The following is a 23,726-nucleotide window of genomic DNA, read 5'->3' as shown; positions in this document are numbered from 1 at the left end:
ACCGCGAAGTTTGCCACAATCCCTGGGATTTGGCGCCATATGCCGGATAAGCCCGTTTAAAACGCCGTTGTGGCGAGCGGGCTTGCCCGCGTTGGGCTGCGCAGCGGCCCTAAAACCTGCTGACCGGATTTATCTGATGCACCGCGGTGAGAGCATGGGGCTGCTGCGCAGCCCAACGCGGGCAAGCCCGCTCGCCACAACAAGCCTGATCTCCACAATAAGCCCGCTCGCCACTAAGGATCTGCGGCGTTGTCAGGCTTCGACCAGGCTCCATTGTTTGCTCAAACGCTTGTCGGAAATCGGCACTTTGGTGCCCAACTGCTGGGCAAACAACGACACGCGATATTCCTCCATCCACCAGCGGTAGAGCTCCAGCTGCGGGTCGCGCTTGCCCTCCTGGGCGTGTTTGTTCAGGCGGTTCTGGTACTGCGCCCACAGGCCACCCAGCTCGCTGCTCCACACGCGGTCTTTTTGCACCTGGCTGGGTAATTTCTCCAGGCGTAGCTCGATGGCCTTGAGGAAGCGCGGCAACTCCTTGAACCACTGCGCCGGGGTTTCCCGTACAAAGCCTGGGTAAACCAGGTGGCTCAGTTGCTGCTTGATGTCGTTCAAGGCCACGGCCTGGGCCAGGTCGATCTTGCCTTTGAAGCGCTTTTGCAGGCCGTGCCAGAGTTTCAGCACCTCCAGGGTCAGGCGCGCCAGGCGTTCGGCGTGCTCGGTCCAGCTGCCGCGTTTGCGTTCAGCCAGCGCCGCCAGGCCCGCACCGTCACGCGGCAGGCTGTCTTCACCTTCCAGCACGCAGCTATCGAGACTGGCCAGCAGAATGTCTTCGACCAGCGCGTCGATGCGCCCCAGCTCGCGGTACATCAGGCCCAGCTCGGTCAGGCCCGGCAATTTGCCGCGCAGGAACTTTGCCGGTTCCGCCAGCTGCTGCATCAGCAGACGCTGCAAGGCGCGACGATGCTGGAACTCGGCCTCGGCGGCGGTAGAAAAACGCCCTTCCTTGACCGTGCCGTTTTCTTCGACCAGCGCCGGGTACACCGTCATCGACAGGCCGGCGATCTTTTGCTGGGTCTTCTGCGCCACCGCCGCAAACTCCTTGGCTTGCACCGGCTGCTGGCTTTTCACGGTTTGCGGGACGGCCAGGGCGGCTTGGCTGGCTTGCGCAAAACGCGCGGTCAGCTCGGCCAGGTCGCGACCTTCGCCGAGGAACTTGCCCTCGCCGTCGACCACTTCCAGGTTCATCTTGAGGTGGTTTTCCACCTGCTGCGCGGCTTGGGCCCAGGCTTCATCGCTGACCCGCGCACCGGTCATGCGCAGCAATTCGCGGCCCAATGCCTGGGGCAGCGAGCCCTGGCCGAATTCGATGCGTTGCAGCGCAGCCTTGACGAAATCCGGCACCGGCACAAAGTTCTTGCGCAGCGCCTTCGGCAAGTTACGCACCAAGGCGATGCATTTGGCTTCGATCACGCCCGGCACCAGCCACTCCAGGCGCTCCGGTGGCAAGGCCGGCAACAGCGGCGCCGGTACGCGCAGGGTCACACCGTCACGCGGGTGGTTGGGTTCGAAGTGGTAGCTCAGCGCCAACTCCAGATCGCCCAGTTGCAAGGTGTCGGGGTAATGCATGGCGGTGACTTCACTGGCCTCGCGGGCCAGCACGTCTTCTTCGCGCATGATCAGCAACTGCGGGTCTTTCTGGCTGTTGACCTTGTACCAGCTGTCGAAGGTGGCGGTCTGGTGGATCTCCGCCGGCAAGCGCGCATCGTAGAAGGCGTACAGGGTTTCTTCGTCGGCCAGGATGTCGCGGCGCCGCGCCTTGGCTTCCAGTTCGTCGAGCTGCTCCAGCAATTGCTGGTTGGCCGTCAGGCATTTGGCCCGGGACTGAATCTCGCCACGCACCAGGCCCTCGCGGATAAACAGCTCGCGGGACACCACCGGGTCAATCGGCCCGTAATGCACGGGCCGGCGCCCCACCACGATCAGCCCGAACAGGGTGATCTGCTCAAACGCCACCACTTGGCCGCGCTTTTTCTCCCAGTGCGGTTCGAAGTGGTTTTTCTTGATCAGGTGCCCGGCCAGCGGCTCGATCCAGTCGGCATCGATCTTCGCCACCATGCGCGCATACAGCTTGGTGGTTTCCACCAGCTCGGCGGTCATCAGCCACTGCGGGCGCTTTTTGCCGATGCCCGAAGACGGGTGAATCCAGAAGCGCCGCTGACGGGCGCCGAGGTAATCGCCGTCTTCGGTCTTCTGGCCGATCTGGCTGAGCAGGCCGGACAGCACCGCCTTGTGCAATTTCGGGAAGTCCGCCGGTTCTTTATTGACGGTCAGTTGCATGTCGCGGCAGATCAGGCTGAGTTGGCGGTGGGAGTCGCGCCACTCACGCAGACGCAGGTAGTTGAGGAAGTTCTTGCGGCACCAGTTGCGCAACGGGCTGGCCGTCAGCTCCTGGCGCTGTTCTTCAAAGCCGCGCCACAGATTGACCAGGCCGGCGAAGTCCGAATCCGGGTCTTTCCACTGTGCGTGGGCCTGGTCGGCGGCTTGCTGGCGCTCCGGCGGACGCTCGCGTGGGTCCTGGATCGACATGGCGCTGGCCACGATCAGCACTTCCTGCAAGCTGCCGAGCTTGGCCGCTTCGAGCAGCATGCGGCCCATGCGCGGATCCACCGGCAGGCGCGCCAGCTGGCGGCCCAACGGCGTGAGCTGGCTGTTGCGATCAACGGCCGAGAGTTCCTGCAGCAGGTTGAAACCGTCGCTGATGGCCTTGCCATCCGGCGGTTCGATAAACGGGAAATCGGTAATCTCGCCCAGGCGCAGGTGCAGCATCTGCAGGATCACGGCGGCGAGGTTGGTACGCAGGATTTCCGGGTCGGTAAATTCCGGGCGCCCGATAAAGTCTTCTTCGCTGTACAAGCGGATGCAAATCCCCGGCTCAACCCGGCCGCAACGGCCTTTACGCTGGTTGGCGCTGGCCTGGGAAATCGCCTCGATCGGCAGGCGCTGCACCTTGGCGCGGTAGCTGTAGCGGCTGATGCGCGCAGTACCGCTGTCGATCACATAGCGAATGCCGGGCACGGTCAGCGAGGTTTCCGCGACGTTGGTCGCCAGCACCACACGGCGGCCCGGGTGGGACTGGAAAATCCGCTGCTGTTCGGCCGGTGACAGGCGCGCATACAGCGGCAGAATTTCGGTGTGCTTGAGCTGCGCCTTGCGCAGCATTTCGGCGGCGTCGCGAATCTCGCGCTCGCCCGGCAGGAACACCAGCACATCACCGGGGCTGCGGCGTTCGCTGCGCTCATAGGCGGCGATTTCATCAAGGGTGGCGAGGATCGCCTGGTCGACGGTCAAGTCGTCCTCGACGCGATTGCCCTCCTCATCCTGCTCCAGGGTCAGCGGGCGGTACCAGGTGTCCACCGGGAAGGTACGGCCCGACACCTCGACGATCGGCGCATCGTCGAAGTGCTTGGAAAAGCGCTCCAGGTCGATGGTCGCTGAAGTGATGATGACTTTCAGGTCGGGGCGGCGCGGCAGCAGGGTTTTCAGGTAACCGAGCAGGAAGTCGATGTTCAGGCTGCGTTCGTGGGCTTCGTCGACGATGATCGTGTCGTAGCGCTCGAGGTAGCGGTCGTTCTGGGTTTCGGCCAGCAGAATGCCGTCGGTCATCAGCTTGATCAGGGTGTTGGAATCACTCTGGTCCTCGAAACGCACTTGATAGCCGACCAGTGCGCCCAATGGCGTGGCCAGTTCTTCGGCAACCCGGCTGGCGACGCTGCGCGCAGCAATCCGGCGCGGCTGGGTATGGCCGATCAGGCCGTACTGGCCGCGACCGATCTCCAGGCAGATTTTCGGCAGTTGGGTGGTCTTGCCCGAACCGGTTTCGCCGGCAATGATCAGCACCTGATGCTTGAGCAGCGCGTCTTTGATCTCGTCGCGCTTGGCGGCGATCGGCAGGCTGTCGTCATAGCGGATCACCGGCAGGCTGGCGCGCCGCGCCGTGACCTGGGCACAGGACGCCTGCATGCGCGTGACCCACTGCGCCAGCTTGTCCTCGTCGGGCTTTTTACGCAGCTCGAGCAACTGGCGCCGCAAGCGGTGGCGGTCGGCGAGCATGGCGTGATCGAGGTTTTTCAGCAGTTGGTCGATAGCGGGCGCTTGGTCAGTCATCAGGTGCGTTTTGGTCGTCTATTTATGCAGGGGGCGGATTGTCGCAGAAAACCGCCAACGCGCGCGCCCCTCATTCGTTATCACGGTCTTTGCGCCGATACGGGAACACATCGATGACTTTGCCGGCGCGTATCGCGTCTTGCAGCCCCTTCCAGTAGTCGGCGTTGTACAGCTCGCCATGCAGCTCGTCGAACAGCTTGCGCTGGCCGGCATCGGCGAACAGGAACGGCGGGAATTCTTCCGGGAACACATCCAGCGGGCCGATGGAGTACCAGGGCTCGGAGGCCATTTCATCCTCGGGGGTGCGCGGTGCGGGGATGTGGCGGAAGTTGGCCTCGGTGAGAAAGCAGATTTCGTCGTAGTCGTAGAACACCACACGGCCGTGGCGGGTGACGCCGAAGTTTTTCAGCAGCATATCGCCCGGGAAGATATTCGCCGCCGCCAGTTGCTTGATGGCCAGGCCGTAGTCCTCCAGGGCTTCGCGCACCTGGGCGGGGTTGGCGTTGTCGAGGTAGAGGTTGAGCGGGGTCATGCGCCGTTCGGTCCAGCAGTGGCGGATCAGCACCGTGTCGCCTTCAACCTCGACCGTGCCGGCAGCCACTTCCAGCAGCTCGGCCAGGCACTCGGGCTCGAACTTGCTCAGGGGAAAACGGAAATCGGCAAACTCCTGGGTGTCGGCCATGCGCCCCACCCGGTCAACGCTTTTGACCAGGCGGTACTTCTCGATCACCGTGGCGCGGTTGACGTTTTTCGACGGCGAAAACCGGTCCTTGATGATCTTGAACACGGTGTTGAAGCCCGGCAGGGTAAACACGCTCATCACCATGCCACGCACGCCGGGGGCCATGATAAAGCGGTCGTCGGTGGTCGCCAGGTGGTTGATCAGCGCACGGTAGAACTCCGATTTACCATGCTTGTAGAAGCCGATCGAGGTGTACAGCTCTGCGATGTGCTTGCCCGGCAGGATGCGCTTGAGAAAGCCGATAAATTCTGCGGGCACCGGCACGTCGACCATGAAATAGGAACGGGTAAACGAGAAGATGATCGACACGTCGGCTTCGTCGGTGATCAGCGCATCAATCTGAATGCCCTGCCCTTCGCGGTGCAGCAGCGGGATCACCAGGGGCCATTGCTCGTCACGGGTGTAAATGCGCCCGACCAGGTAAGCGCCCTTGTTGCGGTAGAGCACCGAGGAAAACAGCTCGACGTTGAGGTCCGGGTCCTTGCACACCCAGTCCGGCAGGTTTTCGCGCAGTTGCACTTCAAGGCGGCGCAGGTCGCCGGCCAGGTCGGCGTAAGGCTCGCTGAAACCGTAGTCGGCAAAAATCTGCGCGAGCATCTCGGCGATCTGGCCGCCCGGTGTGTAGGTGCGCGTCTGCGCCGCCCGTGCCCGGCGCAGGCTGGGCCGGGTGGTGTGGATAAACATGCAGCCGTCGCTGATCAGGTCATGGCTGAACAGCCCGCAGAAGATCGAGTTGTACCAGGTCTCGGACAATTCATCGTCAAAACGCAGGTCGATCAGGCCGATGTAGGCGTTTTTCACCAGGGGCCACATGTCTATATCCAGCAATGTGCCGCCCTCGAAGTTGGTCCGCAGGCGTGCGGTCACTTCGCCGACCTTTTCTTCATACAGGCTGATCCGCGCCGCCGACGCCGCCTGCCCCTGCTGCCACTGGGCCGTTTCAAAACGCTCGCGAGCGCCATCGGTGATCTGGCGAAAGTGCTCGCGGTAATCGTCGAACCCTTCGAGGATCGTGCGGGCGATGGCGAGGGCGGGCGTGGTCTGCGACATGCGGGAAACCTCTACGGGTATCTGGAAGCACTGAGCTTAGCCAGTGTACGCAACCACGAGAAGGCTCATTTTGCGCACGCGATTGTACAAATCCGTTCACTTTGTACATTTATTATCAATTTTCATAAGTCGACCATACGGTCAATAAACGCACCATGAAGTCGCACTGCGTTTTCCGTGCAAGCCAGCAAACCCGTGGCCTGGCGGCTTGCCAGGGGAAACGCGCACGCATCACCGCGCAGCAGCCCTTTGTAACCGTCTGGATACACCTTAAGGGAAACCCTGATTACCACCTTAATGGCACTTTGATATATAGCGCGCCCTCTCCCGCCCTAACAAGGTCCAAAGACCGATCCGGGAACAGGTTCTAATCGCCTAAGGAGCATTGAGATGTCATTGAGGAATATGCGGATCGGTCTGCGCGCCAGTCTGAGTTTTGGGGTGTTGGCCAGCATGCTGGTAATTGTCGGGTTATTTGGCCTGGGACAGATGGCCAAGCTGCGCGAAAGCGCGCTGGTGATCGAGGACTCGTGGATGCCAAGCATCGAGAACGTCCACGATATCGCCGCCTACGTGGCCGCCATTCGTCTGGAAGGCCTGCGCCTGGTGACCACCGACGAATCGCGGATCCGCGACACCAGCAGAAGCCTGATCACCCGCGACACCCGCGAACTGCAAGCACTGCTGGACCGACACGAAGCCCTGTTGAGCAACCAGGAAGAAGGCGAAATGCTCAAGCAGGTAAAAGCCAACGTTGCGACTTACCTGAGCATCATCAGCCAGATGATCACGTTGGTGGACAAGGAGCAGCAACAAGATGCGATTGACCTGCTCACCAGCCGCCTGGCGCCCCAGGGTAACGTCCTGACCCAGAACCTGGAGGACCTGATCACCTTCAACCAGAAAGGCGTGGAAGCCGCTGCCGAATCGGCCGGGCAAGCCTATTCCAGCGCGCAGTGGATTGTCGGCCTGATCATCGTCGCCGCACTGATCGCCACCTTGCTGCTGGCCTGGCTGTTGACCCGCAGCATTACCGCGCCGCTGGGCCAGGCGCTGCGCGTGGCACGCACCATCGCCGCTGGCGACTTGAGCCAGCCCATCGCGGTACACGGCAGCGACGAACCGGCGCAACTGCTGACGGCGCTGGCGACCATGCAGGCACAGCTGCAAACCACCATCCGCGGCATCAGTGAGTCGGCGCAACAGCTGGCCTCGGCCGCCGAAGAAATGAGTTCGGTCATGGAGCAAAGCACCCGTGGCCTGCAGGCGCAGAACGATGAAATCGAACAGGCCGCGACCGCCGTCACCGAAATGAGCGCGGCCGTGGACGAAGTGGCGGGCAATGCGGTGTCCAGTGCCGAAGCCTCCAAGGCCTCCGATGAAGACAGCAAGCACGGCCACTACCAGATCAGCGAAACCATCAGCTCGATCCAGAACCTGGTGGACGAAGTGCTCGGCGCCTCCAATAAAGCCGAGGGTCTGGCGGTGCAAGCCCAGGACATCAGCAAAGTGCTGGAAGTGATCCGCGGCATCGCCGGGCAAACCAACCTGCTGGCGCTAAACGCCGCCATCGAAGCCGCCCGCGCCGGTGAGGCCGGGCGTGGTTTTGCGGTGGTGGCCGATGAAGTGCGCTCGCTGGCCCAGCGCACGCAAGACTCTACCGAAGAAATCGAGCAGATGATCATCGGCATCCAGCAAGGCACCCAGGACACGGTTGAAGCACTCAACAGCAGCGCCGAACACGCAGGCCAAACCCTGCAACGGGCCAACAGCGCCGGGAGCGCCCTGGAAAAATCACCGCTGCCATTTCGCAGATCAGCGATCGCAACCTGGTAATCGCCAGCGCCGCCGAGCAACAGGCGCTGGTAGCGCGTGATGTGGACCGCAGCCTGGTAAATATTCGCGACCTGTCCACCCAGACCGCCGCCGGCGCCACGCAGACCTCGGCCGCAAGCCAGGAGCTGTCACGCCTGGCGGTGGACCTCAATGGCATGGTGACGCGGTTTGTCGTGTAATCAGTGATTGTGTCGGTGCCGACCACTGGTCACACTCGCGGCCTGATTGAGGTAGGAGCCTTGTGTGAGACCTGTCGACACCCTGTACCTGTTGGGGCTCGCCGCCATCTGGGGCGCGAGTTTTCTGTTTATGCGCATTATCGCGCCGGAGCTCGGCACGCTGCCGACCGCGTTTTTCCGTGTGTCGATTGCCGCCGCCGGCTTGCTGGTGATCCTGGCGATAATGCGGGTGAGCTGGGATTTCCAGGGCAAGTTCAAGACGGTCCTGCTGCTGGGGGTGATCAACTCCGGGATCCCGGCGACCATGTACTCGGTGGCGGCGCAGGTGCTACCGGCGGGTTACTCGGCGATCTTCAATGCCACCACGCCGTTGATGGGCGTGTTGATCGGCGGGCTGTTTTTCAGCGAACGCCTCACCCCGTCCAAAGTCGCCGGGGTGTGCCTGGGCCTGCTGGGCGTGGGTGTGCTGACCCGTGCGGGGCCGGTGGCGTTTGATCTGGAATTGTTGATGGGTGCGCTGGCCTGCCTGCTGGCCACTACGTGCTATGGCTTTGCCGGCTTCCTGGCACGGCGCTGGCTGGACCAGCGTGGCGGGTTGGACAGCCGCCTCGCCGCCCTGGGCAGCATGCTCGGCGCCACCTTGTTCCTGCTGCCGTTTTTTGCCTACAACGCCATCACCCATCCACCCGCCAGTTGGGGCGGTTGGTCGGTGTGGTTGTCGCTGTTGGGCCTGGGGCTGGTGTGCACGGCCTTTGCCTACATTCTGTACTTTCGCCTGCTGACGTCCATCGGGCCGGTAAAGTCGATGACCGTGACCTTTATGATCCCGCCGTTCGGCGTGCTGTGGGGCGCGTTGCTGCTGGATGAGCCGTTGTCGATGGCGCATCTGTATGGCGGCGTGTTGATTGCAGGGGCGTTGTGGTTGGTGCTGCGGCCGAAAAAAGCGTAGGCGCCGGGCTGGCGCCTACGCGGGTCAATCAACGTTTACGAAACACAAACACCAGCCCAATGATGATCAACCCCATCCCCAGCAGGCTCAGCAGCGCCAGGCGGTTGCCGAAGATCAGGTAGTCCATCACTGCTGTCACTGCCGGCACCAGGTAGAACAGGCTGGTGACATTCACCAGGTTGCCCCGGGCGATCAGGCGGTACAGCAACAGTGTCGCCAACAACGATACCACCAGCCCCATCCACAGCACCGGCAGGTAAAAGCGGCTGCTGTGTTCAAAGTGAAACGGCTGGAACGGCACGAACACCGAGCACAGCAGCAGCCCCGCCAGGTATTGCACCGGTAGCGTGCCCAACGGGTTGTCGGTGATGCGCTTTTGCATGATCGAGCCGAAGGTCATGCTCGCCAGGGCCAGCAGACCGCACAGCATCCCGGCCAGGGACATGCCCGACAGCCCGATCCCCTGGTAAACCACCATGATCAACCCCGCCAAACCCAGGCCAAGGCCGAACAGCCGGCTTAACGACCGCCGGCGCTCCATCAGCACTACAGTGAGGATCGGCTGCACGCCCATGATGGTAGCCATCACGCCTGGCGTGACGTTGAGGTCCAGGGCCAGCAGATAGAAAATCTGATACGCCCCCAGCAACACCAGCCCCGTAGCCGCCGCGTACATCATGGGCTTGCCGGGGCGTGGCAACTGCAAGTTGAGGACTGGCACCAGAAGCACCAGCCCCACCAGGGCGATGGCAAAACGGATCAGCAAAAACGCAAACGGCGAAGCATGCGCCAGGCCCAGTTTGGAGAAGATCGCCCCGCTGCTCCACAGCAATACAAACAGGCTCGTCGAGGCCGCCGCGGCCACGGATTGTTTCGAAAGAACAGACATGGTTACCACCTGTCATCAGGCAAGAAAAGCCGATTCAGCAATTGCTGAGATTCAGTAGTTGTTCAGGCGGGCAGACGGCAACAGCAATCAGTTGCTCAGCCCGAAATGCCAACACCCGGCGGTGATACGACTGCGTACACCGGCGTGCTACTGACAGGTGGGGGGTAGTGACTGATCTGCGCAGGCTGCTTGTTCGCGCACGGCACGAGCACAGCGTTGACCGCTGAATCGACTACCGCTATGCGCAGGGAAGCTGGCATGTGCTGATCTTTTTGAAGGGAGAAAGACCGGGCGACTATAACCAGCCCGCGACATGTTTTGCAATCACCGGCCCATGGCGTTTTGTGTGGCGCAGTTTTCACGTTGAGCGCGGCGCGCCCTCGCTATAATGCCGAGCCGTTTTTTCCAAGGACTCCCCATGATTGCACTGCCCTGGCTGTACCTGGCGCTTCTTTCCATCGGCTATGGGCTGGCCCTGGCCTATGGGCAACTCGGCGCACTGGCGCTGGTGTCGGTTGCCCTGCTGCTGATCGCCGGGTACGCCGTGCGCCAGCAGCGTACCCCGTGGGCGCGCTACCTCGGCCATGGCTTGTTTATCGTGCTGGCCCTGAGTCTGGCGATGCACTGGCTGCCGGGTTTCTACAACGGGCGCGGCATCGGCGCGCAGCGGTTTACCGCCGACGCGGTGCCGTTCTCGATGTACCTGAACCAGGACAAGCCACTCATCGGCTTCTGGCTGCTGCTGGCCTGCCCATGGATTGTGGCGCGGCGCAGCCTGCGCCTGTCGATCTGCGTCGCCGCCCTGGCCCTGACCCTCACCGCTATCGCCGCGTTGGGCGGCGCCACCTTGCTCGGGGTTATCAGCTGGGCACCGAAATGGCCGGAACAGGCCTGGCTGTGGGTGCTCAATAACCTGCTGCTGGTGACGCTGGTGGAAGAAGCCCTGTTCCGTGGCTACCTCCAGGGCGGCCTGCGCCTGCGCTTCAAACACCTGCCCTACGGCGAGAACCTCGCGTTGCTGCTGGCGTCCTTGCTGTTCGGCCTGGTGCATATCGGCGCGGGCTGGCACTGGGTGCTGCTGGCAAGCATCGCCGGGGTCGGTTACGGCCTGGCGTATCGCTTCGGCGGCCTTGGGGCGGCGGTGGCCACGCACTTTGGTTTGAACCTGCTGCATTTCGGATTGTTTACGTACCCGATGCTGGCAGGCTGAACCGCTGGTTTGACCCGACACCAAGGCCGCCCTAAAGGCGGCTTTGGCGTTTTTACCGCCCCGCCAATCGTCCTTACCTAGCCGAACGGTCAGTAGTCGGCCACATCCCCTTTGGGCAGAATCGGCCCTTCGTACTCAACACACCCCATACAACCCGGTTTCCACGCACTTGCGCCTGGCACTGCGTTGAAGGCTGCTGTGCACCCGCGTTTCAGGGGCAGCGTTTATTTACCGTTAAACAAGAAGCCATCCTCATGCCGCTCAAGACACTGTCCATTTTTGGTACCCGCCCGGAAGCCATCAAAATGGCGCCTATGGTTATCCACCTCGCGAATGACGACCGTTTCCACTCGAAAATATGTGTCACGGCGCAACACCGGGAGATGCTGGACCAAGTGCTTGAGCTGTTCGGACTCGTGCCGGACTACGACCTGAATATCATGAAGGCCGATCAGAACCTGACGGATGTGACGACAGCAATCATTCAAGGGCTGCAAACCGTACTGGCAGACTTCAAGCCGGACGTGATCCTGGTGCATGGCGACACGGCGACCACGTTCGCCGCCAGCCTGGCCGCGTACTACCAACAGATACCCGTGGCGCATATCGAAGCCGGGCTGCGCACCAACAACCTCTACTCCCCCTGGCCCGAGGAAGGCAACCGGCGCCTGACCGGCAGCCTGGCGTCGATGCATTTTGCGCCCACCCAAACCTCCCGGCAGAACCTGCTCAACGAGGGCGTCGCCGCCGAACGGATTCATGTCACCGGCAACACGGTGATCGACGCATTGCTCAGCGTTGTGAAGAAACTGCGCGCCCCGACCTCGCCCTTGCGCACGCGTCTGGACCAGCAATTTGCCTTCCTGCCCCACGGCCAGCGGATGGTATTGGTCACCGGCCACCGCCGGGAAAACTTTGGCGGCGGCCTGGAACGGATCTGCCAGGCCCTGGCTGAAACCGCCGCCGGCTTCCCGCAGGTCGCCTTCGTTTACCCCGTGCACCTGAACCCCAATGTGCAGGAGCCTGTGCAACGCCTGCTGGCGGGCATCCGCAATGTGCATCTGATCCAGCCCCAGGACTACCTGCCGTTTGTGTACTTGATGACCCGCGCCCACTTGATTCTCACGGACTCCGGCGGCATCCAGGAGGAAGCGCCCGCGCTGGGCAAACCCGTGCTGGTGATGCGCGATACCACCGAACGCCCCGAAGCAGTCGCCGCCGGGACCGTCAGGCTGGTGGGCACCGAGGTCTCAAGCATTGCTCATCACCTCAGAGAGCTGCTCAGCAACGAAGCCGCTTATCGAACCATGAGCACTGCCCACAACCCCTACGGTGACGGCAAGGCGTGTAAACGCATTGGCGAAATACTCGCCGCCAGCGGGAGCAAAAAGCGAGGCAGCGGCATGAGCGTTTCGAAGCTATGTGTGATCGGCCTGGGCTACATCGGCTTGCCCACCGCCGCTATTTTTGCCGCCCATCAACGGCAGGTCGTCGGCGTGGATATCAACCCGCGTACCGTGGACATCATCAACCGTGGCCAGGTGCATATCGTCGAGCCGGAGCTGGACCGACTGGTGCACTCGGTGGTCAGCCAGGGTTACCTGCGTGCAAGCACCCGGCCGGAAGCGGCGGATGCCTTCCTGATTGCCGTGCCCACGCCCTTCCTGGAAAACCGTGAGCCGGACCTGAGCTATATCGAAGCCGCCAGCCGCGCCATTGCCCCGGTGCTGAAAAAGCACAACCTGGTGGTGCTGGAGTCGACGTCGCCGGTCGGCACCACCGAACTTATGGCGCAATGGCTGGCCACTGCCCGGCCGGACCTGACCTTTCCGACCACCCATGGTGAGGCCAGTGATATCCGGATTGCCCACTGCCCCGAGCGTGTACTGCCAGGTCATGTGTTGCGGGAACTGGTGACCAATGACCGGATCATCGGTGGCATGACCACTGCCTGTTCCGCCGCCGCCGTACGGCTCTACCGGCAATTTGTCGAGGGCCGCTGCATCGAGACCGACACACGCACCGCCGAGATGTGCAAGCTGGCTGAAAACAGTTTTCGCGACGTCAATATCGCCTTCGCCAATGAGCTTTCAATGATCTGCGCGCAGTTGAAGATCGACCCGTGGGAGCTGATACGCCTGGCCAATCATCATCCACGCGTGAATATCCTGCAGCCGGGGCCTGGCGTCGGCGGGCACTGTATCGCGGTCGATCCCTGGTTCATCGTGAGTAAAACGCCTGGCCTGGCACCGTTGATCCGTACCGCCCGCGAGGTCAATGACAGCAAGCCGCAATGGGTGATCCAGCAGGTCAAGCTGGCGCTGGCGGACCTGCTGTTCAAGCAACCGGGACTGTGCACGCACAACGTGAAAATCGCCTGCTATGGGCTGGCGTTCAAGGCGGACATCGATGACCTGCGCGAAAGCCCGGCGCTCGGCATCGCCCGGCAGTTGGGCAGGGGGCTGGGGGTAAGGCTGCTGCTGGTGGAGCCGAATATTGATGCGCTGCCCGCCGACATGCTCGGGCATCTACTGACCGACGCTGCCCATGCCTGGGATAGCGCGCATATCCATGTGTTGCTGGTGGGGCACCGCGAGTTCCAGTCGATGGCAGGGCTGCCCGTACAGGGTGTGGTGATTGATGCCGCTGGCGTGCGGGCGAACCACAATGAATAACCCTCTGCCGCTGGCCAACACCCACGACCGCGTCACGGAAGCCTATTACGGCAAGCTGGGTGAAGACTTCATGCGCCAGACACGCGTGCGGGTCCATTGGATCTGCGCGCAGGTCAGCGGCAAAACGGTGCTCGATATCGGCTGCTCCCAAGGCATCCTGCCGGTGCTGCTGGCCCGTGAGGGGCACGTGGTTACGGGCGTCGATAACAGCCCCAAGGCGCTTGAAGAGGCCGCCCATTACCTGCGCATGGAACCCGACTATGTGCAGCAGAAGGTGCGCTATGTGAACGCGGACTTTCTGTCGCTGGACACCCTGGGCGCCGAGCCGGACAGCATCGTGATCAGCGAGGTACTTGAACACCTCATACACCCGCAGGCCTTTATCGAGAAGGCCGCATCGATGCTCAAACCGGGCGGCCAACTGATTATTACCGTGCCGTTCGGGGTGAATGACTACATCGACCACAAGCATACGTTCTACCTGCTGGAGCCGTTTCGATTGCTCAGCACACGGCTGCAAGTGGTGCAGGTTGAAATGCTCGGCAAATGGGTGGGGATGGTCGCGATCAACGCCGGGCCGGGGGCGGGCGTGTTGGGTGTGGAGCAGATCCGCAAGCTGGAAAGCGCCTTCGAGTCAATCGAACGCAGCCTGCGCGGCAGCGTGGCCGCCGGCCTCAAACAACTGGAGCAAGCCAATCACAAATACCACGCGGCCACTGAACAGGTGCACCAGCTCAAACACGACCTCGCGCTGTCCACCCAGCACACACAGGCCCTTGACACCCGGCTGCAGCGTGCGGATACGCGCTGCCACCTGCTGGAAAACCGACTGATCAAGACGCGGGCAAGCACCACCTATCAAGTGGGTTATCAACTGCGAATGGCGGCGGGTTCGCTCCGTGCCTTCCTGCGTTTGCCGGCGACCTTGTTCAATCTGTACCAGCAGGCCCGCGCACGTCGCAAAGGCCACCCGCCACTCACAGCCGCAGCTTTGCCACGGCTACCGGGCAGCGCGCCTTTGCTCACCACACCGCCCCCAAGGCCCTTGGCGGATACCGACCACATACGCGACCACCTGTTGATCAGCCCGCACGACCGCGCCAAGCCTTGCAGAATTGCCTGCGTGCTGGACACCTTCAGCCACGAAGCCTTGCGCTATGAAAGCGAGCTGTTGCAACTCACCCCGGACCAGGCGCTGGCCGAGCTGCACGCGTTCCAACCCGACCTGCTGTTTATCGAATCCGCCTGGCGCGGCAAGGACGACCAGTGGGGCAACAAGATCGCCCAGAACAGCGCGCAACTGCGCGACGTCTTGCAGTGGTGTCGGCAGCACAAGGTGCCGACGGTGTTCTGGAACAAAGAGGACCCGGTGCATTTCGAGACATTCCTGAGCACCGCCAAGCAGTTTGACCAGGTGTTCACCACGGATATCGACTGCATTCACCGCTATAAAAGCGCGCTGGGGCATGAGCGGGTCTACCTGCTGCCCTTCGCCTGCCAACCGGCGACGCACAACCCGATCGAACTGTTTGAACGTAAAGATGCGTTCTGTTTCGCCGGCGCCTACTACACCCGGTACACCGAGCGCGCCCGCGATCTGGAACGGTTCGTCAGCGACTTGCCGAGCGTGCGGCCACTGGAAATTTTTGATCGCAACCTCGGCAAACCAGACGCCAACTATGCGTTTGCGGCCAACTATCAGGGCTATATCGTCGGCACGCTGGACGCGGCGCAAATGGACCTGGCCTACAAAGGCTACCGGTATGCGATCAACCTCAACTCGATCAAACAGTCGCAATCCATGTTTGCCCGCCGGGTGTTTGAACTGCTGGGGTCCAACACCCTGACCGTCAGCAACTTTTCCCGTGGTTTGCGCGTGCTGCTGGGGGAACTGGTGATCTGCTGCGACAGCAGCCAGGAGGCATTACGCCGCCTCGCCGCCCCCGCTGAGCACGCCAGACTGCGCCTGGCCGGCCTGCGCAAGGTGATGCTGGAACACACTTACGCCCACCGCTTGAGCTATGTGATGAGCAAGGTCACAGGCCGCGAACAGGACGTGCCGCTGCCCACCATTTGCCTGATCGCGGACGCAGCCAACGAGGCCCAACTCCAGGCGCTCACCGAGCACCTGCGGCGCCAACACTACCCCCACGTCACGCTGTGTGTCGTGGTGAACGACCCGACAACAACGCTGCCCACCGATCCCCGATTGCATCTGATTGACCGCGAGCAGCTGGGCACACTCACCCTCGGCGAACTGGCCAACGGTGCACAGTGGTTGGGCGCCCTGATGGCCGTGGATTACTACGGCCCCAACTACCTGATCGATCTCGCCCTGGCCACGCGCTACAGCAAGGCCCAGGTGATCGGAAAAATGGCTCACCATGTGGCGGACGAACGGGGCGTACACCTGAAAAACCCCGGCCAGGAATACCGCTGCGCCAGCGGGATGGCGGCGCGGCGCGCCTTGATCAGTACCTCGCTGGTGGCGCAAGAACCCGCCCGTGAATGGCTGGAAAGGCTACCGACGCTGACCTGCCCCCATCCGCAATCCCTCGCAATCGACGCCTTCAATTACTGTGAAAACGCCGCCGGCAGCGATCAACAGCACGTCATCGACGTGGTGAACGACCTTAAGCTGAACACCGGGCTCAGCCTCGATCAGCTCCAGCGCAGCAGTGAAGCTATCGCGCCACTGAACGCCACGACCAGCGGCCCACAGACCAGCGGCCGAATCCTGTCTGAACTGTTTGGCCCACTGCGCAGCAAGTGCCTGCAAACACAGGTCGAAAATAATACCTGGCATATCGGCTCGTGCCTGGCGGACGGAAAACACGAGTACCACTACGCCCGGCTGGATTTGAGCGTTGCCCAACTGCGCGACAATGGCGGCGCATTGAAGCTGCTGCTCGATGCCACCCCGGGCCTTAACCTGCAGTTGGTGGTGCAGTTTCTGGATGCGCAGAAACAGCGGATCAGCCATGTCATGCAGCCAGCCAACCGCAATCAGACCTGGGATATTCCGCCGGAAGCGGCTTACCTGCGCCTGGGCTTGCGCGCCTACGGCAGTGGCAGCACGACGATCAGGGCGCTGATTCAGGGTCACCGCGATACCCAGCCATCAACCCTGCTCACCAGGGCCGAACACCTGCTGCTGACCAACCATTACCCGTCCTATGACGACCTGTACCGCAATGGCTTTATTCATACCCGCATCACCGCCTACCGGGAACAGGGGCTGGCGGTCGACGTCTTTCGCCTGCGCCCGAATGAACCGGTCAGCTACCACGAGTTTGAAAATGTCGATGTGATGACCGGCCCCGGCACCGCCTTGGCGAACATGCTCGATGCAGGGCGTTACAAGTCGCTACTGGTGCACTTCCTCGACCCGCAGATGTGGGAAATCGTGCGCCCGTACCTGCCTGGCATTGCGGTGATTGTCTGGGTGCACGGTGCGGAGATCCAACCCTGGTGGCGCCGGGCCTACAACTACGACGATGAAGCACAGTTGCAACTGGCCAAGGTCGACAGCGAACGGCGCATGGGGTTCTGGCGCAGCCTGTTGAACCCGATGCCACCCAGCCTGCAGTTGGTATTCGTATCCCAACAGTTTGCTGAAGAAGTGATGGAAGACCTGGGGTTCAGGTTGCCGCAGGGCCAGTATCGAATCATCCATAACCCGATCAATACGCGCCTGTTTTCCTTCCAGGAAAAACCGCTGGAGCAGCGCAAGAAAATCCTTTCGATCCGCCCCTACGTGTCACGCACCTACGCCAACGACTTGAGCGTCAAAGCCATTCAACGGCTGGCGACAAAGCCATGGTTCAACGAACTTGAGTTCCTGATGGTTGGCGATGGGCCCTTGTTTGAGGAGACGCTCGCACCGCTGCGCCAGTACCCGAATGTAAAGATCGACCAGCGTTACTTGAGCCAAGCCGAGATTGCCGACCTGCACAAACACTATGGGGTGTTTCTGTGCCCCAGCCGCATGGACACTCAAGGGGTATCGCGTGATGAAGCAATGGCTTCGGGCCTGGTTCCGGTGACGAGTCGGGTCGCGGCAATCCCCGAGTTTGTTGACGATGCCTGTGGTTTTCTGTCGCCCCCCGAGAGTTTCAGCGGGCTCAGCGAGAGCATCGAGACACTGTTTTTCAACCCGCAACTCTTCAGGGCAAAGTCGTTGAACGCCAGGCAGCGAGTGCTTGCGCAAAGAGCGATGCAATTGATCACGGCGTCCGAACTAAGCCTTATACGAGAAACCCACGGTGAGCGAACCAGCAAAAGCCTTACAACACAGGATCCTGTCGACACTCAGTTGGTGCGTACACTTGGGCCATAACTTCTTGACCATTGCCGCGCATGCGACGCTGATGGCGCACGCCGCGCACTTCTGTGCGCAAGTGTTGTTGATCACCACCTATTTTCTACCGATCAAGATTGTCATCCTGCTGGGCTCCGAGGCGGCCCCTGCCTATTTGCCGCTGCTGTTGAAAGACGTCGACAAAACCTGCCTGATCATCGGGCTTGGCGTGCTGACGCTGATCTTTTACGCGCTTTACCTGGGAGCCGGCTTGTTAGCCTCCCGATATTCAAGGACGGGTGCACGCGCCCTTATAAACCGCTGCGCCGAGCCTGCGCTGTTGAAAACCCAACTTCCGTTGGCGACCAGCGTGTTTTCCCGGTTCACGCGGGGTTTATCGGATGCCACGTTTGCCCTGATCGTTTTCACCGCGCTGCTCTACCTCTACCCGGCGCTATTGGCCATCAGCCTGACCTATTGCGCCCTCGCCGCTGGCGCACTGATCACTTTGAACAACCGCAATACACGCGTGCACGCGGTGCTGGCACGCCACCCTCTTACAGTCGCCGACGCGTTCTACTCCGTGGGGTTTCTGGCCGCGTTCGCCTTCATCATCCTCGACTTCCTGTGGCTGACCCCTCCCCACCTGTACGTCGCGCTGATCTCCCTGATTCTCATGCGCCAAAGCTTAAGCAGATTGAAGGTACTGACCCACGACATTCTTTACCTGAACGCCCACGCCCCGAAAATAAATCGGATGTTTCTGGCTGCCACGCCCCCTTCGCTGAACGTTGTTTAAATCCACAGGAACCGCCCCCCGTGATCCGTATCGCCATGCTCGTCTGGAATGAATTTCGTCATGATGCCCGCGTATTGAAACAAGCCCGAACACTCCAGGCGGCCGGTTACCACGTCACCGTATTTGCCTTGCATACGCCAGGCGTTACCTGCCGCAAAGAGCTGCTGGCCGAAGGTATCCAGGTGATTCGGGTGCCCCGCAGCCTGCGCTGGCGCCCCGCAACCACGAGCGGCATGCCGGCGGGCGAGCCGTCGATGCCGCTGCGCCGGATCCTTTCGCGACTCTGGGTGCATGCCGGGCTGATGGTGCGCATCGCCCTGCATCGCGCTGCCGTGGTGCATGCCCATGACGTCAACACCCTGCCCACCGCCTGGCTGGCTGCCAGGCTCAGCGGCGCCAGGCTGGTGTATGACGCCCACGAAATCAGCACCAGCCGCGAAGGTTATGCACGCTTTCGCCACTGGGTAGCCGCTATCGAATCCAGGCTGATGCCCAAGGCCGAAGCCACGATCACCACCACCCAAACCCGGGCCCGTTTTTTTGCCAGGGCCTATGGGGTTGCCCGCCCGCTGGTGCTGCAAAATCGTCCGGGCTTGAGTGTCAGCATTCCCACCCAGAGAATTCGCCAGGAGCTGGGCCTGCCCCAGCCCTGGCCCATCGTTCTGTATCAGGGCGGCCTGCAGCAGGGCCGCGGGCTGGAGCGTTTGTTACGCGTTGCGGCCACCTTACCCGACGCATACGTTGTGCTGATCGGCGGCGGCAGGCTGGCCCAGCCTTTGATGGCGTTGAGCGAGGCACTGGGCGTGACTGAACGCGTGCATTTTATTCCGACCGTTTCATTGGCGGACTTGCCCAGCTATACCGCGTCAGCCGATATCGGTGTGCAGCCTCTGGAAAATACCTGCCTGAACCACTTCAGCACCGACTCCAACAAGCTGTTTGAATATGTCATGGCCGGGCTTCCCGTCGTGGCGACGAACTTCCCGGAGATTCGCAAGATCGTCAGCGCGCATAACATAGGACTGTTAGTCCCGGCGGGCTCGGATCAGGCATTGCGCAACGAACTCAAGCGTTTGATCGAAGATCCGTCGCTACGCCAGCAACTGGCCTACAACGCAAAAATCGCGGCCCAGCACCTGAATTGGCAACGACAGGAAATCAAGCTGGTGGCGCTGTATCAACGCGTGCTGGGCGGCAAAACCGAGGTGCGCCCATAACCATGCGCGTTCTCTTGCTGAGCTATTATTTTCCACCGGATTTGTCGGCCTTTCGCGTCGAAGCCCTGGTCAATGCGCTGTTGACTCACGGTGGCGGTGACGTAGAGATCGACCTGGTAACCACCCAGCCGAACCGCTACCCGTCCTACGACGCTGGCGGGGATCTCACGCCGCCTCAGCCCGGGCTGTCGATCAGTCGTATCGCCCTGCCGGCGCCCGGTTTGGGTGTATGGGGCCAGGCCTGGGGGTTTGCCCATTATGCTTACGGCGTGCATAAGGCGGTAAAGGGCAAGCAGTATGATGTGATCGTAGCGACCTCTTCTCGGCTGATGACCGCTGCGCTGGGCGCCTCAATCGCACGTAAAAAGCCCACACCGCTCTATCTGGATATTCGCGATATCTTCGTTGATGTGCTGCCCGAACTGTTTCCCGGCGTGCTCGGTAAATGCCTGGCGCGGGTGTTTTCCAGGGTAGAAAAAATCACCCTCAAGCACGCTACGCGGGTCAACCTGGTATCACCCGGCTTTCTGGGTTACTTCGCGGCCCGCTATCCGCATCAGCACTTTTCAACACACACCAACGGGGTCGATGATCTATTCCTGCAAACACCCTTCTATCCCGATCGACCCAGCGCGCCGAACAGCCCGCTGAAGATTGTCTACGCAGGCAATATCGGCGCAGGCCAAGGCTTGGAAAAAATCCTGCCGGGTCTGGCCGAACAGTTGGCAGACACTGCCTGTTTTTATGTGATCGGCGACGGCAACACCCTAAGGGCATTAAGCGAGGCACTGATTGAAAGACAGATCAAAAATGTCGAACTAATTGCGCCTATGCCTCGCCACAGGCTGATTCATTACTATCAGCAAGCGGACGTGCTGTTTTTGCACCTCAATAGTTTCCAGGCATTCTTCAAAGTCATTCCCTCAAAACTGTTTGAATACGCGGCCACGGGAAAGCCGATCCTCGCGGGCCTGATGGGCTGTCCAAAAGCGTTTACCCTGAGCCAGATCCCCAATGCTTGTGTATTTGCCCCCGCAGACGCCGACGCAGCCGTTGCCGCACTGGCCAGGCTGAAACTGGGCGCCACCGACCGAAGCGCATTTATACAGCGATACTCGCGGAACGCGATTGCGCAACAAATGGCGCTGGAAATTCTCGAGACAGGAAAACTTAGAGAACAATGAGTTAGCCGCTGGCCGGCCGATTATTGCAAAAATAAGTTAAATAACTGCCCGCCATGGCCGATAACCCCTGAAAGCCTTGCGGATTGAACAACCATGCGTAATAACCAACCCGTTACCCAGCGCGAACGTACCTTCCCCGCTCAGCAACGGTTGATCTCCACCACGGATGCCAAGGGTGTAATCACCTACTGTAACGACGCATTTGTCGAGATCAGTGGGTTCACCCGTGAAGAACTGCTTCGCGCGCCGCACAACCTGGTGCGTCACCCGGATGTGCCGGCGGCGGTCTTCGGGCATATGTGGACCACGCTCAAACAAGGCTTGCCATGGATGGGCATCGTCAAGAACCGCTGCAAGACCGGCGATCACTACTGGGTTAACGCCTATGTGACGCCGGTTTTCGATGGCAATCAGGTGATCGGCTACGAATCGGTGCGCATCAAGCCCACCTCCGAGCAGATCCGCCGGGCCGAAGCGCTCTACCAACGCATCAACCAGGGCAAGTCGGCCGTTCCCCAGCGGGACAAGTGGCTGCCGGTGTTGCAGGACTGGCTGCCGTTTATCCTGGTGAGCCAGTTGAGCTTCATGATCGGTGCGTCGCTCAACTCCCACTGGGGCTTTGCCCTGGCGGCCGGGTTGTCGGTGCCGTTGGGCCTGCTCGGCCTGAGCTGGCAACAGCGTGGCCTCAAGCGCTTGCTGCGCCTGGCCGAGCAGACGACCTCCGACCCGTTGATCGCGCAGATGTACACCGACAGCCGTGGCGCCCAGGCGCGCCTGGAAATGTCGATCCTCAGCCAGGAGGCGCGTCTGAAGACCTGCCTTACGCGCTTGCAGGACACTGCCGAGCACCTCAACGACCAGGCTGCGCAGTCCAACACCCTGGCGCATAACAGCTCCAGCGGCCTGGAACGCCAGCGCGTGGAAACCGAGCAGGTGGCCACCGCCGTCAACCAGATGGCGGCGACCACCCAGGAAGTCGCCAGCCATGTACAGCGCACCGCCGACGCGACCCAGGAAGCCAATCGCCTGACCGGTCGTGGCCGTGATATCGCCGGCGAAACCCGCGAGGCGATTCAGCGTCTGTCTGTAGCGGTGGGCGAGACCGGCGTGACCGTGACCCAGCTGGCCAAGGACAGCGATGAGATCGGCGGCGTGGTCGACGTGATCAAAGGCATTGCCGACCAGACCAACCTGCTGGCGCTGAACGCCGCCATCGAAGCGGCCCGCGCCGGCGAAATGGGCCGTGGCTTTGCGGTTGTGGCTGACGAAGTCCGCCAACTGGCGCAGCGCACTGCCGAATCCACCGGGCAGATCCATACTCTGATCGCCAAGCTGCAGCACACCGCTGCCGCCGCCGTGCAAACCATGGACGCCGGGCATCGCCAGGCCGAAGAAGGCGTGGCGCGGGTGATGGAAGCGGATCAGGCGTTGGTGGGGATCAGTGAGGCGGTAGCGCATATCACCGACATGACCGCCCAGATCGCCGCCGCGACCGAAGAGCAAAGCTCGGTGGCCGAGGAAATCAGCCGCAATATCAGCACCATTGCGCTGCTGGCGGATCAGACCTCGGAACAGGCGTTGAACTCGGCGCAGTTGAGTGAGGAGCTGACCCATACCGCCAATACCCAGTACTCGCTGGTAGAGCGGTTTAACCGATAGACCGCTATCGCAGGCAAGCCAGCTCCCACACTGGATCGGGTTCACACATGTGTATGTGTGAATACAGTCAAATGTGGGAGCTGGCTTGCCTGCGATGAGGCCCTAAAGGCCGCCGAGAAACCCAGCCACCCTCACCGCCGCAGCCTCCAGATGCTGCTCATGGCTAAACCCCGAAGCCTTCAACGGCTTCAAATCATGATCCCCCGCCACCAGCCACATCACCTCGATGCTCGGCGCCACGTCATAACCTTCCACCGCCGCCCGATTCCCCAGGGCATCGCGCTCACCCTGCACAATCAGCGTCGGCGTGTTCAACCCGGCCAGGTGCTCAGTGCGTGGTTTCTCCGGTTTGCCCACCGCATAGAACGGATAACCCAAACACACCAACCCATCAGCACCCAGCTCATCCGCCAACAAACTGGCCATGCGCCCGCCCATCGACTTACCGCCAATCGCCAATGTCCCAGCGACATGACGTCGCACCTGCGCATACACCTCACGCCAGCATTCCAGCAGTTTGGGCGCCGGGTTCGGCGGGCGTTTACCGCCGTCCACGCGGCGCTGGGCCATGTAGGGAAACTCGAAGCGCACCACGTTCACGCCATGCCGGGCAAGGCGTGCAGCCATGTCGTTCATAAAGGCTGAGTCCATCGGTGCGCCCGCCCCGTGGGCCAGGATCAGGGTGGCAGGCGCACGCGCGATAGACCCTGTTGCCGCATTCCACAACCAGCCGCATTCGCGCACACACTGCGCCCATTGATCCCCGTCAATACTGGCCTTGTGCTCTTTGCCCATGCTTGCCTCGCTATTTAGTCTGCCTATAACTCCAGCCCAAGTGCCGCATTTGCTTGGGTTGAACCGTGGATGGGGAAC

At 61.5% G+C, this 23,726-nt stretch carries 12 protein-coding genes and 2 pseudogenes; 10 read left to right on the top strand and 4 right to left on the bottom strand.

Going from position 1 to position 23,726, the window contains the following annotated elements; genetic code table 11:
• Positions 1–252: 252 nt before the first annotated feature.
• Both hrpA and aceK read right to left on the bottom strand, forming a co-directional pair.
• Complete coding sequence (gene hrpA / locus LRS56_03390; protein ID WDU63603.1) at positions 253–4,164, bottom strand: ATP-dependent RNA helicase HrpA; 3,912 nt, start codon at positions 4,162–4,164, stop codon at positions 253–255.
• Between the two features lie 70 nt (positions 4,165–4,234).
• Positions 4,235–5,956, bottom strand: coding sequence for a bifunctional isocitrate dehydrogenase kinase/phosphatase (aceK, locus tag LRS56_03385; protein ID WDU63602.1), 1,722 nt, complete (start codon positions 5,954–5,956; stop codon positions 4,235–4,237).
• A 390-nt stretch (positions 5,957–6,346) separates the two neighbouring features.
• On the opposite strand from aceK, the pseudogene LRS56_03380 reads away from it, so the two are divergent.
• Positions 6,347–7,971: pseudogene (locus LRS56_03380) on the top strand (methyl-accepting chemotaxis protein).
• A 64-nt stretch (positions 7,972–8,035) separates the two neighbouring features.
• Complete coding sequence (locus tag LRS56_03375; GenBank protein WDU63601.1) at positions 8,036–8,920, top strand: DMT family transporter; 885 nt, start codon at positions 8,036–8,038, stop codon at positions 8,918–8,920.
• 28 nt (positions 8,921–8,948) lie between these two features.
• On the opposite strand, the gene LRS56_03370 is transcribed toward LRS56_03375, so the two are convergent.
• The gene (locus tag LRS56_03370) at positions 8,949–9,809 is read right to left on the bottom strand and encodes a DMT family transporter (protein WDU63600.1); all 861 of its coding nucleotides are present in this window, start codon (positions 9,807–9,809) and stop codon (positions 8,949–8,951) included.
• A gap of 418 nt (positions 9,810–10,227) precedes the next feature.
• Here LRS56_03370 and LRS56_03365 point away from each other — a divergent pair, with 418 nt between their 5' ends.
• The 8 genes and pseudogenes from LRS56_03365 (at position 10,228) to LRS56_03330 (ending at position 22,853) form a co-directional block, all read left to right on the top strand.
• Positions 10,228–11,019: a CPBP family intramembrane metalloprotease gene (locus tag LRS56_03365; protein WDU63599.1), complete on the top strand. Its 792-nt coding sequence runs from the start codon at positions 10,228–10,230 to the stop codon at positions 11,017–11,019.
• Between the two features lie 254 nt (positions 11,020–11,273).
• Positions 11,274–12,392: pseudogene (gene wecB / locus LRS56_03360) on the top strand (UDP-N-acetylglucosamine 2-epimerase (non-hydrolyzing)).
• Between the two features lie 30 nt (positions 12,393–12,422).
• Complete coding sequence (wecC, locus tag LRS56_03355) at positions 12,423–13,694, top strand: UDP-N-acetyl-D-mannosamine dehydrogenase (protein WDU65685.1); 1,272 nt, start codon at positions 12,423–12,425, stop codon at positions 13,692–13,694.
• Positions 13,687–18,033: a methyltransferase domain-containing protein gene (locus LRS56_03350; GenBank protein ID WDU63598.1), complete on the top strand. Its 4,347-nt coding sequence runs from the start codon at positions 13,687–13,689 to the stop codon at positions 18,031–18,033. Before wecC ends, LRS56_03350 begins: the two co-directional genes overlap by 8 nt.
• A 4-nt stretch (positions 18,034–18,037) precedes the next feature.
• Complete coding sequence (locus tag LRS56_03345) at positions 18,038–18,793, top strand: hypothetical protein (protein WDU63597.1); 756 nt, start codon at positions 18,038–18,040, stop codon at positions 18,791–18,793.
• Positions 18,794–18,813: 20 nt separating this feature from the next.
• A complete protein-coding gene (locus tag LRS56_03340; GenBank protein WDU63596.1) occupies positions 18,814–20,010 on the top strand; it encodes a glycosyltransferase family 4 protein in 1,197 nt (398 codons plus the stop codon).
• 2 nt (positions 20,011–20,012) lie between these two features.
• Positions 20,013–21,194, top strand: a complete 1,182-nt coding sequence (locus LRS56_03335; GenBank protein ID WDU63595.1) for a glycosyltransferase family 4 protein — start codon at positions 20,013–20,015, stop codon at positions 21,192–21,194.
• 93 nt (positions 21,195–21,287) lie between these two features.
• On the top strand, positions 21,288–22,853 hold the full coding sequence (locus LRS56_03330; GenBank protein ID WDU63594.1) for a PAS domain-containing methyl-accepting chemotaxis protein: 1,566 nt from the start codon (positions 21,288–21,290) through the stop codon (positions 22,851–22,853).
• Between the two features lie 102 nt (positions 22,854–22,955).
• Here LRS56_03330 and LRS56_03325 read toward each other — a convergent pair whose 3' ends face one another.
• Positions 22,956–23,648 (bottom strand): alpha/beta hydrolase, encoded by a 693-nt coding sequence (locus tag LRS56_03325; protein WDU63593.1) that lies wholly within the window; start codon positions 23,646–23,648, stop codon positions 22,956–22,958.
• Between the last annotated feature and the right edge of the window lie 78 nt (positions 23,649–23,726).

It is taken from the genome of Pseudomonas poae (assembly GCA_028869255.1).
Taxonomy (GTDB): domain Bacteria; phylum Pseudomonadota; class Gammaproteobacteria; order Pseudomonadales; family Pseudomonadaceae; genus Aquipseudomonas; species Aquipseudomonas poae_C.
The sequence above is the reverse complement of the archived record's forward strand: the minus strand, read 5'-3'. Positions and strand labels throughout refer to the sequence as shown.

Coding starts and splice junctions, on each gene's coding strand:
- LRS56_03365 (WDU63599.1), top strand. CDS start 10,228: ATGATTGCACTGCCCTGGCTGTACCTGGCGCTTCTTTCCATCGGCTAT.
- LRS56_03325 (WDU63593.1), bottom strand. CDS start 23,648: ATGGGCAAAGAGCACAAGGCCAGTATTGACGGGGATCAATGGGCGCAG.
- LRS56_03330 (WDU63594.1), top strand. CDS start 21,288: ATGCGTAATAACCAACCCGTTACCCAGCGCGAACGTACCTTCCCCGCT.
- LRS56_03350 (WDU63598.1), top strand. CDS start 13,687: ATGAATAACCCTCTGCCGCTGGCCAACACCCACGACCGCGTCACGGAA.
- LRS56_03370 (WDU63600.1), bottom strand. CDS start 9,809: ATGTCTGTTCTTTCGAAACAATCCGTGGCCGCGGCGGCCTCGACGAGC.
- LRS56_03335 (WDU63595.1), top strand. CDS start 20,013: ATGCGCGTTCTCTTGCTGAGCTATTATTTTCCACCGGATTTGTCGGCC.
- wecC (WDU65685.1), top strand. CDS start 12,423: ATGAGCGTTTCGAAGCTATGTGTGATCGGCCTGGGCTACATCGGCTTG.
- hrpA (WDU63603.1), bottom strand. CDS start 4,164: ATGACTGACCAAGCGCCCGCTATCGACCAACTGCTGAAAAACCTCGAT.
- aceK (WDU63602.1), bottom strand. CDS start 5,956: ATGTCGCAGACCACGCCCGCCCTCGCCATCGCCCGCACGATCCTCGAA.